Annotated in this window: 11 protein-coding genes; 3 read left to right on the forward strand and 8 right to left on the reverse strand. The window is 48.5% G+C overall.

From position 1 onward, the window contains the following. Window positions 1-66: 66 nt before the first annotated feature. Window positions 67-270: a DUF951 domain-containing protein gene (locus I8U23_RS08475; RefSeq protein WP_037998213.1), complete on the reverse strand. Its 204-nt coding sequence runs from the start codon at window positions 268-270 to the stop codon at window positions 67-69. A 329-nt stretch (window positions 271-599) separates the two neighbouring features. Here I8U23_RS08475 and yyaC point away from each other — a divergent pair, with 329 nt between their 5' ends. Continuing rightward, on the forward strand, window positions 600-1,205 hold the full coding sequence (yyaC, locus tag I8U23_RS08480; protein WP_082240796.1) for a spore protease YyaC: 606 nt from the start codon (window positions 600-602) through the stop codon (window positions 1,203-1,205). Between the two features lie 94 nt (window positions 1,206-1,299). On the opposite strand, the gene I8U23_RS08485 is transcribed toward yyaC, so the two are convergent. The 4 genes from I8U23_RS08485 to noc all read right to left on the reverse strand — a co-directional run bounded on the left by I8U23_RS08485 (window position 1,300) and on the right by noc (window position 5,106). Next, window positions 1,300-2,439: an aminotransferase class V-fold PLP-dependent enzyme gene (locus I8U23_RS08485; RefSeq protein ID WP_062843214.1), complete on the reverse strand. Its 1,140-nt coding sequence runs from the start codon at window positions 2,437-2,439 to the stop codon at window positions 1,300-1,302. 21 nt (window positions 2,440-2,460) lie between these two features. Then, window positions 2,461-3,330, reverse strand: coding sequence for a ParB/RepB/Spo0J family partition protein (locus I8U23_RS08490; protein ID WP_037998216.1), 870 nt, complete (start codon window positions 3,328-3,330; stop codon window positions 2,461-2,463). Continuing rightward, window positions 3,317-4,087, reverse strand: coding sequence for a ParA family protein (locus I8U23_RS08495; RefSeq protein ID WP_049720741.1), 771 nt, complete (start codon window positions 4,085-4,087; stop codon window positions 3,317-3,319). The genes I8U23_RS08490 and I8U23_RS08495 overlap by 14 nt, the downstream gene beginning before the upstream one ends. Before the next feature lie 188 nt (window positions 4,088-4,275). Then, a complete protein-coding gene (gene noc / locus I8U23_RS08500) occupies window positions 4,276-5,106 on the reverse strand; it encodes a nucleoid occlusion protein (RefSeq protein ID WP_232335488.1) in 831 nt (276 codons plus the stop codon). Between the two features lie 420 nt (window positions 5,107-5,526). Between noc and I8U23_RS08505 the strand changes: the two genes are divergently transcribed. Together I8U23_RS08505 and I8U23_RS08510 are read left to right on the forward strand one after the other, a co-directional pair. Then, window positions 5,527-6,717 carry a ParM/StbA family protein gene (locus I8U23_RS08505; protein ID WP_037998222.1) on the forward strand — a complete coding sequence of 397 codons (1,191 nt, stop codon included), beginning with the start codon at window positions 5,527-5,529 and terminating at the stop codon, window positions 6,715-6,717. Between the two features lie 173 nt (window positions 6,718-6,890). Beyond that, the gene (locus tag I8U23_RS08510) at window positions 6,891-8,249 is read left to right on the forward strand and encodes a hypothetical protein (protein ID WP_049720743.1); all 1,359 of its coding nucleotides are present in this window, start codon (window positions 6,891-6,893) and stop codon (window positions 8,247-8,249) included. A 69-nt stretch (window positions 8,250-8,318) separates the two neighbouring features. Here the strand turns inward: I8U23_RS08510 and rsmG are convergent, their stop codons facing one another. From rsmG to mnmE, 3 genes are read right to left on the reverse strand one after another with little or no spacing between them, the layout of a single operon-like run. Next, window positions 8,319-9,038, reverse strand: coding sequence for a 16S rRNA (guanine(527)-N(7))-methyltransferase RsmG (rsmG, locus tag I8U23_RS08515; protein WP_037998227.1), 720 nt, complete (start codon window positions 9,036-9,038; stop codon window positions 8,319-8,321). A 37-nt stretch (window positions 9,039-9,075) separates the two neighbouring features. After that, window positions 9,076-10,980: a tRNA uridine-5-carboxymethylaminomethyl(34) synthesis enzyme MnmG gene (gene mnmG / locus I8U23_RS08520; RefSeq protein WP_049720744.1), complete on the reverse strand. Its 1,905-nt coding sequence runs from the start codon at window positions 10,978-10,980 to the stop codon at window positions 9,076-9,078. Between the two features lie 15 nt (window positions 10,981-10,995). After that, complete coding sequence (gene mnmE / locus I8U23_RS08525; RefSeq protein ID WP_049720745.1) at window positions 10,996-12,372, reverse strand: tRNA uridine-5-carboxymethylaminomethyl(34) synthesis GTPase MnmE; 1,377 nt, start codon at window positions 12,370-12,372, stop codon at window positions 10,996-10,998. Window positions 12,373-12,414 lie beyond the last annotated feature (42 nt).

The raw sequence follows: 12,414 nt of genomic DNA on the forward strand, positions 1-12,414 counted from the left end.
GGGAGGTCTCTTCCATCCGCAAAAAGAAAACCTCCCTCCCGGGCCGATTCAGGGAGAGAGGTTCTCTTATTCCGAGTCTTTTGCCGAAACCAAAACCCGCTTCATTCTTCTTTCAAACCGGCTGCGCGGCAACAAGACACTATGGTCACAGCCGGTGCATTTCATCCGGATATCTGCGCCCATGCGAATCACTTTCCAGGCATTTGTTCCGCATGGATGAGGTTTTTTCATCTCCACAATGTCCCCTAAGCCAAATTCCTTCCTCTGCAATCGGAATCACTCTCTTTACTATTTTATTGCTTCATTATAGAAAGAGACCCGTTAAAATTCAACCGGACATTCCGGAGGCTCCCCGCCTCTTTTGACAAGACCGGTTTCCCGGAACCGGATCCCAAATGAACCGGCCGCTGGACCGGCAAACAAAAGCTTGCGATGAAGCTTGCAGCGATCCATTCTTCTTTTCCTCTGAATCTATTTATATTTCATTTTAAAAGAATCCGCCTTATTTTACGCCTGTGGGACTTTTCGGCATGTATATTTTCTTCTCTCCAGCCGTATACTGAATTTGAGATTTCAGAGTAAAGGAAGGGATCCCCCGAATGCGAGAAACGATGCCTCCGCGGTTCAGCGCGAAACCCCCCGGCCTTTTTCGGGTGGAATACAGTGATCCGTATGCTCCACATCAATTTTCAAGCCAATTGCAAAAATTAATGTCTGTTTTTTTTCCATTTGAAGAAGTCGTCTGTGTCTCCATCGGGACGGACCGTTCCACGGGGGATGCGTTGGGTCCGCTGGTCGGCTCCCTTTTGGAGAAAGATCTTCCCGATTCACTTTCGGTGTACGGAACACTGGATGCGCCCGTTCATGCACTCAATTTGAAACAAACCCTTTCAAAGATTAAAGACGCTCACCCTCATGCACTGATCATTGGCATCGATGCGTGTCTCGGACAAATGAAAAACGTGGGTTGGATTCAAGCGGGGCCGGGGCCTGTGAAACCCGGGGCCGGCGTCCATAAAAAATTGCCGGAAGTGGGCCAGATTCATATCACCGGCATCGTCAACGTGGCAGGATTTATGGAATACTTTGTCCTGCAGAATACGAGGCTGAATCTGGTCATGAAAATGGCCGAGCTGATTTCCTCATCCATCAGACGAGCCGTGTGCAATCTGTCGGAAGAAAAACCTGTGTATTTGCAACCATAAAAAAGGCGCCTTTTTCGGCGCATGACGCGTGGGAAAGTCCTTTCCCAAAACAGCCGGAACACTCTTGCGGCAGGACGGCAAAACTTGTGGAGATTTACAGGGAATAGGCCTTACTGATGTCCCGCACCGCAGCAAGCAATTGATCCACTTCATCCCCGGTGTTGAAATACCCCGGACTCACCCGTACCGTTCCTGTTTTCGTCTTCAGACCGCGATGTTTCAGTGCCGCACAATGAAAACCCGCGCGCACCGCCATTTGATAATGCTGATCCAAGATCATGGCCACTTCATGACTGTCCACACCCTGAACATTAAATGAAATCACAGGCAAAGCGGGCGGGGCGTCCGTCACCAGTTCCACCCCGTCGATCCCCCTCAATCCTTCCCAAAGCTGCCGGGTCAAAGCTTGTTCATGCTCACAGACCGCCTCGACACCGGTTTTTAATAAAAAATCAACCCCTTTTCCCAATCCCGCAACTCCGGGGGTATTGGGAGTGCCGCTTTCAAAACCCGTCGGACGGATTTGCGGCTGTTCCATCTCTTCCGATTTCGTCCCGGTTCCCCCTTGCATCCAGGGAGTTAACGGAACATTCGGGGCCACATATAAACCTCCCGTTCCTTGCGGTCCCAATAAGCTTTTGTGTCCGGGAAATGCCAGCATGTCAATGGGCATTTGATCGAGTTGGTACGGAAACAAACCGGCGGTTTGGGCTGCATCCACCAGATAATAAATCCCCTGTTCACGGGCGAACTCTCCGATTTCCAACACCGGCAGGCATTCTCCCGTTACATTGGATCCATGGATGGTGACCAACAAGCGGGTATTTGGACGAATCTCTTGTTTGATCGCCGAAACCCAATCGCCATTGGCATCCACATCCACCACACTCACACCGATTCCGTGATGATCCTGCAACCAAAAGGCGGGGCGTGCCACGGCATTATGTTCCCATCCCGTGATCACCAAATGGTCCCCTTCTTTCAATAATCCTTTCAACGCCAGATTGATGGCATGGGTGGTGTTGAAACAAAACAACAGATGCTGTGGATCATGAACCCCCAGCAATTCAGACAATCGTCCCCGCGTCCCTTCAATGATGTCTTCCGCTTTTCGGGCCAGTTGATGCCCGCCGCGCCCGGGATTGGCTCCCGCATGCATGATCGCTTGTTGCACAGCTTCCGCCACTTCCGGAGGTTTCGGCCAGCTGGAAGCCGCATTGTCAAAATAAATCATGGTTCGTTTCTCCTTTGACTGTTAATCCGTCATCACCTGATCCCGGTTTAACATTTCAATTAAACGTTCCAGTTCCCGTTCGGAATAATATTCGATTTCAATTTTTCCTTTTTTCTTTCCGTGTTTAATGCGCACCGGCGTGCTGAACACTTGCTGTAACATGTTTTCATATTGTTTGATAAAAGGATCTGCCGCTTTCTTCTTTTTCTTTTCCTTTTTCGGAACGGATTGATTCAATTGCTGCACCCATTCCTCCAGTTGGCGGACACTGGGCTTTTCTTTTTTTGCTTTTTCCGCCAGTTTCTTCATTAAATCACGGTCTTTGATCCCCAATAATGCCCGGGCATGCCCCATGGACAATGTTCCACGTGAAACATCCTCCTGAATCTCCGGCGGCAGTTGAAGCAAACGAAGGAAATTCGCGACATGAGGCCGGCTTTTTCCAACCCGCGCCGCCAACTCTTCCTGCGTGATGGATAAATGCTCCATCAATTTTTGATAGGCACGCGCCATCTCAATGGGATTCAAGTCCTCCCTCTGAACATTTTCAACCAAAGCGATTTCCATCATCTGTTCATCGGTAAAATCGCGCACCACCACCGGAACCCGTTCCAGCCCGACTTCTTGGGCAGCCCGGAAACGACGCTCTCCCGCCACAATTTCATATCCGCGAATGCTTTTTCTTACGATTAACGGTTGGACAACCCCGTGTTGCTTAATGGACTCTGCCAATTCCTGCAGGGAGTCGGGATCAAACTCTTTACGAGGCTGATAAGGGTTGGCGCGCAACTCGGAAATCTCCGCTTCATGGACGGTTTCATCCCCGTCCTCCACATCAATCGGTTGAAACAGCGCACCCAATCCCCGTCCCAAACCTTTAGAATTGCTCATTATTCATCACCACTTCTCTGGCCAGTTGATTATAACATTCCGCACCCCGGGAGCGGGCATCATAAATCGTGATCGGCTTGCCATGGCTGGGAGCCTCACTCAGCCGGACATTCCGCGGAATCACCGTTTCATAAACTTTTTGTTGAAAATACTTTTTCACTTCTTCCATCACTTGGACTGACAGATTGGTGCGCCCGTCAAACATGGTCAACAACACACCTTCAATTTCCAGTCCCTTGTTCAAATGTTTTTGTACGATGCGAATTGTATTTAATAGTTGTCCCAATCCTTCCAAAGCATAAAACTCGCATTGGATGGGAATCAGGACAGATTTGGCAGCTGTTAACGCATTCAGCGTAATGATCCCCAACGACGGAGGACAATCGATAAAAATGTAATGATAATGTTGGGCTGCATTTTTCAATGCTCTTTTTAACCGCAATTCCCGTGAGATGGCCTGAGACAGTTCAATTTCAACCCCTGCCAACTGAATGGTTGCGGGAATAATCGATAAATTCTCAACCTCAGTGGGCAAAACCACCTTTTCTGCCGGAACTTCATCCACCAAAATGTCATATACACACTGCTTCACGTCCGCTTTGTTGATCCCGAGTCCACTGGTCGAGTTCCCCTGCGGATCAATATCCACCAGTAAAACCTTTTTCCCCATCGCCGCAAGGCTTGCCGCCAGATTGACTGAGGTTGTCGTTTTCCCAACGCCCCCCTTTTGGTTTGCAATTGCAATTACTTTGCCCATTCTCCCACCTCATTTTCGGACTTTTAGTTTTCCGAACCACACCGCCGAACCAGCCTATGTACGAAAAGAAAATGAGGCGAATCATTGCCTCACAGCCCCATCCGTTTCTTCTCTTATTTTAATGATAAAAAAGAAAGAAAAAAAGATAAAATCAAATTCATCATAACAGGAAGAAGATCCGTTTCCCGTCATTTGGGAAGGCGGATGACCACTTCAACGAAATGTTCATGTTCCCGTTCATCCACCATGACATCCATGCCCGTTTTCTTCACCAGATCCACCGATTGGCGGATGGTGTTCATGGCAATGCGAAAATCACGCGTGACCGACTTGCGTTTGGCCTGCTGTTTCTTGGTTTCCTTGACCAGAAGCTTTTTGACCCGTTCTTCCGTCTGCTTTACATTCCAACCTTTGGCCAAAATCTCTTCCAGTACTTGTTTTTGCAAAAACCCCTCTTTTAACGGAAGGAGCGCCCGTGCATGACGTTCGGTGATCATCCGCTTCTGCAATGCTTCCTGCACCTCGGCCGGCAGCTGCAAAAGCCTCAATTTGTTGGCGATGGTGGACTGCCCTTTTCCCAACTTTTGCGCGAGGCCTTCCTGTGTCAATTGATGAATCTCCATCAACCGTTGATAAGCATGCGCTTCTTCAATGGCCGTCAATTCCTCGCGCTGCAAATTTTCAATGAGGGATGCCGCCGCCGCCTGATGATCATCCATTTCCCGAATCACTGCAGGAATCCGTTTCAGCCCCAATTTTTTTACCGCACGCAATCTGCGCTCACCTGCAACCAACTCATAACAGCGTTCGGTGCGGCGCACCACGACGGGTTGAATAATCCCGTGCATACGGATGGTTTGGCATAATTCATCAATTCGTTCCTCATCAAAAATCGTGCGGGGTTGATAGGGACTGGGTTCAATTTCGTCCACGGGAATCTGCATGACTTGATCCGGATGAACCTCTTGTTCTTGTTCTTTCTCTTTCAGACCGAATAATCTCGTGAAAGACTGTCTCATGAACACAGACACCACCTTACGGTCAACTCAGGTCACGGAATCACCTAATATACCTTTTCGCTTTGATCGTTCAACCCCCTTCTTTCCCGAAACATTATAGAAAAAGATTCACATGTTCCACGTGGAACATGACCGGTTTCGTTGTATGATATGAGAGGAAAGTTTATCATGCCAAACCCGTTCCTTTCACCATTTGGTTAAAAAACAGGGGAGAATCCGGAAACTTTATCGTGGAAAGAAAGGTCTGATACATCGACGCAAACCTTCTCCCCCTGCCTTTCGATATAAAAGAATTTACAAATCTAAAAAACCCGTTATAAGCTGGTGAAGATTCACTTTATTCTGTTGACCCTTTACCTTCACAATTGATAGAATCGTGGGAAGAAGGGGATTTCATCACTTGAGGAGGATATTTCAAAAATGAGCGTACCTGTATACATAGGAAATGACCAAGGATACTATGGTACCAAAGTAGTGACCCGGGCGAATGGAAAGTTTTATAAAATGTTCATCCGGAACATGGTTGTGCCAAACCGTGTGGGGGAAATCACCTATAACAACGATCCCCATAACATCATGTATCGGGAACATGAAGGGGACCGCGAATGGTTCTGCGGAAAGCTGGCCATTGAGCAAGCCGGGGATGACGAACTTTTCGATTCACACAAACGTCGTCTCTTCAGCCCGACCTGGTTCCGGGAACAAGAATACTTGATCATGTTCCGTGTCAGCACCGGCCTCATGCTGCAAGGATCGACGGAACCGGTCGTTGCGGTGGCCCTGCCGACGGACAACTACATCGATTACAAAGATGAATTGAAACGCCGTCTCATCGGGAAACACAGTTTTGAAGTGAAACAAGGGAACTTACCTTGGCGCAAAATCGAGTTTGAAATTAAACAGGAAAACCTTTTCGTTATCAGTCAACCCATGGCAACCTTGTTCCACATCGCCTTGGACCGCGAAGGAAAACTGCTCAATGAAGACTTGTTTATCCAAAAAGTGAGCATCAACGATTTGGGCTTTGGTACTTCGGACATCGAAACCCTGCACGGGGAAACGATCATCAAACGCCAAAGCTTCACCTCCCGCCATGCTATGTTGGGCGTTTACCAAAACCTGACGAAGCGCTTGCTTGAATTCACCCGGAACGCGGATAAAGACGGAAACGGAAAAGAGTATCCGTTATGGAGCCTGCCTAGGATCGTCCGTTCCGGCGAAATCAGTTTCAAAGGAAAATCATATGATGTCAGTGCCATCGTTCAGGAATCGATCAAGGAAGTGGGCGAAGCTTTGGTGGATGAAGTCTGGCACCGCCTGGATTATGGTGACGACATCACTTATATCATCCTCACCGGCGGAGCTTCGATTCCGTTCAAACCATTTTACCGGGAACGCTTCGGCGATAAACTGATCTTCTCCGAAGACTATGGAATCGAAGCCCAATTTGCCAACGGCTTTGGATTGTGCAAATTTGCCCAATCCAAAGCGCGCACCGCATCATCCAAAGAAATGATGGAAGCGGCAGCCTCCATTCACCAAGAGTTTAACGTTCCTGATAAATTCGGGGACACCCAGCAAAAGAAAGATCGGAAATCCGGGAAAAAATAAAAAAGCGATTCACCCCCCAAGGAAATCCTTGGGGGAAAACTTTTCATGGGCTTTCCATTGAGGAAATTTGTCAAATAAACAAAAAAAATTATAGAGATTGTCGCTGAAAAAAGAGATAATAATTGAGAAAGAAGGTTGGAAGGGATCAGGCGACTATAAGGAGGGTGGAGTAGATGTCACAATTTGAATCCCAATTCGATTGCATTCTTATCGGTACGGGCAATTCGGGAAAAGCGGCTGCCGATGCACTCAAAGAAAAGGGGAAAAACGCACTGTATATCGAATTGAAACCCGAGATGATTGCAACGTTAATCAGTCAACAAGCAGTCGGGCAATCCACCGGATCAAGCGACCCCTCCTCACGAACAGATACGCATGGAAACGGGGAAATCTTTGTACAAAAGCAAACCTTACATACCAATCATCTTGAAACCAACACATATACATTCCAAAGCAAACCGGTTGAAGATTTTTCTTATCAAACCGACTCTTTTTATGATGAATCGTCTCAGGCCGACCAAAGCTCCAGCGCCAAAGACATGGAGATCATCGAAGCTCAAAAAGTGGAATATGCGCCTCCCCACTATTCTTTTTTCACCAATCGCGGCCCTTTACGCAAAAAAACTTTGCGCCGTAAACAAAAGTTGAATTTCCAGGAACCATCGGAAACAGGGGATGAATATCCGGTATACCACTTGGAACGGGTTCAGTTGGGGGAAGAGGAAGAATCAAGCAACCACGGGGAAGATCCCTGGAATCCGCCTTTTATCGACGAAGATCAGGAAAAACAAGAAGAGATGCTTCTGGAAAGGGAACCAAAACTTCGCAAAAAACGGACAAACAATCAGTGGATCCATTCATTCAACCAGGATGCCGAGGAATCGCCGATGCAATCAGACCGTTCCTCTTTTTCGCCGGAAACGTACGGAACTTCGGATGACCCGTTTTCTTCCGACTCGTTCCCTGATTTTTATTCGAACGGATTCGATGCGGAGTCCGACAATAACCTTCCATCGGATTATTTCAAACCAAATGAACAAAGCAAAGACAACCCGTCAAACGAACTCGTCCCGTTTGAGCCTTTTTCGCCGCGCCGCCGGGTCCGCCAGGGAAAGCGAAGCCGATTGCAAAAAAAGCGGGGAGCACTTGCGGAAAAAACAAACCAATCATTGACGGAAAACCATCAACAACAAGGAAACCAGTCAATGCTGTTTTCAGAAGAACACGCCACCCATGAAAAGCACCCCATCTTTCCCAACGGTTCATCCGGTGTCCAATCCTTCGGGATTGAAGACAAGATCGAGGCGCAACAACCGGTTTCCGCTTTTCAAACGAATGAAAGTGAAGAATCTGCATCCAGTTTGAAACGGGATGACATTGAGTTTGAAGATGCTTATGGTGGCTACAGTTCGTGGGAAGAAATCATGACCCCTTATTCCCAAAACAGCCGGAAGCGCCAAGAAATCGATAAAATTGAGAAGAGAAAAATCGCTTTGCGTGGATTGCACAATTTAATCAATAATATGGGTTAATTAAAGAAGCCGAATCACTCCCTGACTCCAAGAGCATTCGGCTTTCTTTTTATATATGAAACAGACTTTTTAAACCAATGGTTGTTTGGCCGGTGTCCCTGCTTTCCGCGGATAAGCTTTGGGCGTATGATCCCGCTTTTTCATCCACAGCAGACTGCGCGTCCCCATCTCTTCCGGCAAACGAAACTGCTTCACATCCAGCGTCGTTTTCCCGAGGGTGTGCAAAGCCTTGCCCGCTTCTTCCATTTCCTCTCTCACATCCGGCCCTTTCATGGCGATGAAATGCCCCCCCACTTTGACAAACGGCAGGCAATATTCGGCCAATACATTTAACCGGGCGACCGCACGCGCCGTGGCCAAATCAAAACTTTGCCGGAATCCTTTTTTCTTTCCAAACTCTTCAGCCCGTCCATGAATGCATTCCACCCGGGTCAATCCCAATTCCCCCACAATTTCGTTTAAGAAGTTGACCCGTTTTTTCAGCGAATCCAACAAAACCACCTGCAAATGGGGAAAAGCAATCTTTAATGCCAATCCCGGGAAACCGGCACCAGTCCCCACATCGATCACGGACCGGACACGATTCAACGGAATGACGCGGGCCAAGGTTAATGAATCATAAAAATGCTTGATGTAGACTTCCTTTTCTTCCGTGATTGCCGTTAAATTCATCACTTTGTTTTTTTCAACCAAGAGCTCATAATACCGGTGGAACTGCCGGAGCTGTTCATGGGACAGATAAATGTCCCATTCCGCTGTTTCTTGTTGCAACCAACTCCCCCAATGCATCCCCTGAAACCTCCTTTAAAAAAGCCTGACAAACTTGTCAGGCTTGATTTTCCGATATGGCATAAGCTTTTCCGCCTTGCTCGATATGCACCATCAAAATGGATATGTCCGCAGGATTCACCCCGGAAATTCGCGAAGCCTGGCCCAAAGAAACCGGCTGTACTTCTTTTAATTTTTCCCGTGCTTCCGAAGAAATTCCCGAGATTTTGTCATAATCCACCCAATCGGGAATCCGTTTTTCTTCCATACGGCGCATTTTTTCAACTTGCTGGAGCGCTTTTTTGATATAACCTTCATATTTCAATTGAATTTCCACTTGCTCCATGACATCCGCCGGGAGCGGCTCAGGCGGCGGGGACATGCTGGCAATTTCTTTATATCCCAATTCGGGGCGTTTGATTAAGTTTGCCAGTTCCACCGCATTGTTGATCTCCGAGGTTCCCATTTCCTTCAGGATCGCTTGGACTTCCGGTTTCGGCCGGACTTTGGTTTCCCTCAGGCGTTGAATTTCCTTTTGGATCAATTCTTTCTTTTTGACAAACCGCTGATAACGCTCTTCCGGAATCAACCCGATTTCATAGCCCAATTCCGTCAAACGCAAATCCGCATTGTCATGCCGGAGCAACAAGCGGTATTCCGCCCGTGATGTCAACAGCCGGTACGGTTCATTGGTCCCTTTGGTGACCAGGTCATCAATCAAAACACCGATGTAAGCTAGCGAACGGTCCAAAATCACGGGTTCCTTGCCTTGCACTTTTCGTGCGGCATTGATTCCGGCCATGATGCCTTGTGCGGCCGCTTCTTCATAACCGGAAGTTCCGTTCAATTGACCCGCGGTAAACAAGTTTTTCACCAATTTTGTCTCCAACGAAGGCCAAAGTTGCGTCGGAACGATGGCATCATATTCGATGGCATAGCCGGTACGGAGCATTTCTGCCTTTTCCAGTCCTTTGATGGTGTGAAGCACTTTTAACTGGACATCTTCCGGCAAGCTGGTGGAAAGCCCTTGGACATACATTTCTTCCGTGTCCCGTCCCTCCGGTTCGATAAAAATCTGGTGCCGCCCTTTGTCGGCGAACCGGACGATCTTGTCTTCAATCGACGGACAATAACGGGGCCCCCGCCCTTCAATCATCCCGGAATACATGGGGGCGCGGTGCAAATTTTCCCGGATGTAACGGTGCGTCTCTTCATTGGTGTATGTCAGCCAGCAAGGCAGTTGATCAGTGATGTATTCCGTCGTTTCATAGGAGAAAGCCCGTGGTTCCTCATCTCCCGGCTGAATGGTCATCTTGCCGGTGTCAATGGATCGTTTATTCACCCGGGGCGGGGTGCCGGTTTTAAACCGGACCATTTCAAAACCGAGTTCTTTCAAATGATAAGCCAGTTGGATGGAAGGCTGTTGGTTATTCGGGCCGCTTTCATAACTGATATCCCCGATGATGATTTTGCCGCGCAAATAGGTTCCGGTCGTCAAAATCACCGTTTCGGACAGATAGCGGGTTCCGGTCCGGGTGATGACGCCTTTGCACACGCCGTCTTCCACAATCAGCTTTTCCACCATTCCTTGCTGCAAACGGAGATTGGGCGTTGATTCCAGGGTTTTCTTCATTTCTTGCTGATACAGCACTTTGTCGGCTTGTGCCCTTAACGCATAAACAGCCGGCCCTTTCCCCGTATTTAACATCCGCATCTGGATATGGGTTTTGTCAATATTTCTCCCCATTTCTCCACCCAGCGCATCAATCTCACGCACCACATGGCCTTTGGCCGGGCCCCCGATCGAAGGGTTGCATGGCATGTAAGCGATGGTATCCAAACTCAGGGTCAACAGCAGTGTGGAACAACCCATCCGGGCCGCGGCCAAGGCCGCTTCGCATCCGGCATGACCGGCACCGATTACAATCACGTCAAATTTTTGGGATTGGGATGCATCCCTCATCCTGCTCACCTCTCTTTATTTGCCCAAGCAAAATTGCGAAAAAATCTGGTCGATCAAATCTTCGGAGACGGAGTCCCCAATGACTTCGCCCAACGATTCCCAGGCATTTTTCAAATCAATCTCCACCATATCCAGCGGAACCCCCGAATCAATCCCTTCGATCACATCTTTCACACTTGTCAAAGCTCTGCGAAGCAAGTGGATATGCCGGGAATTGCTGACATACGTGGCATCGGCAAGTTCCACTTTTCCCAACTGAAACAGCCGGGTAATGGCTTCTTCCAAATCCTCTATTCCCCGGTCCTCTTTGACGGAAGCGGAAATAATCGGAACGTCGCCGGCCAAGCGCTTCACTTCATCCAATTCGATTTGCCGGGGCAAATCTGTTTTGTTCACAATGATGATCGAACTGTGCTCCTTAATCAGCGAAAGCAGCTCCCGGTCCAACGGGGTGAGGGGTTCGGCGTAATTTAACAAAAGCAACACCAAATCCGCCTGTTTCAATGCTTGGCGGGAACGTTCCACCCCGATCCGTTCCACCACATCCTCGGTCTCGCGGATTCCGGCTGTGTCCAACAGTTTGAGGGGAATTCCCCGCACATTGACAAATTCCTCAATCACATCCCGTGTGGTTCCCGGGATGTCGGTCACAATGGCCTTGTTTTCATGGGTCAAAGCATTCATCAGCGATGACTTGCCGACATTGGGACGCCCCACGATTGCCGTTTTGATTCCCTCCCGGTAAATTTTCCCTTGGCGGGCGGTTTGAAGCAACCGTTCAATTTCACCGGAAATGTAAACACAGCGCTCACGCAAAAATCCGGCCGTCATCTCTTCGGCGTCATACTCCGGATAATCCACATTGACCGCAAGATGGGCAAGGGTTTCCAAAATTTCGCTTCTCAGTCGTTGAATCAAACGGGAAAGTTTCCCGTCATGTTGGGACAGAGCCACTTTTGCGGCACGGTCCGTTTTGGCGCGGATCAAATCCATGACAGCTTCGGCCTGGGACAAATCAATCCGGCCATTTAAAAAAGCCCGTTTGGTAAACTCGCCAGGCTCCGCCAATCTTGCTCCATGATCCAACAGGATTTCCAACGTTTTTTGAACGGGAATCATCCCGCCATGACAACTGATTTCAACCACATCTTCCCGGGTGAATGTTCGTGGTGCGCGCATCACGGTCACCAGCACTTCATCGACCCGCTCTCCCGCTTCCGGATCCACGATATATCCGTAATGGACGGTATGCGAAGGCACCTTGTCCAGAGATTTTTTTCCTTGATATATCTGATCTGCAATCGAAATGGCATCGGGTCCGCTGACACGGATCACCGAAATGCCCCCTTCCCCCACGGGGGTGGAAATCGCTGCAATGGTATCGGTCTCCATTTTTTCACACTCCAACATGATTCCTAATACTTAATCTTAGCA

Source organism: Thermoactinomyces sp. CICC 10735 (assembly GCF_016055175.1).
In the GTDB taxonomy this organism is placed as follows: Bacteria; Bacillota; Bacilli; order Thermoactinomycetales; family Thermoactinomycetaceae; genus Thermoactinomyces; species Thermoactinomyces vulgaris.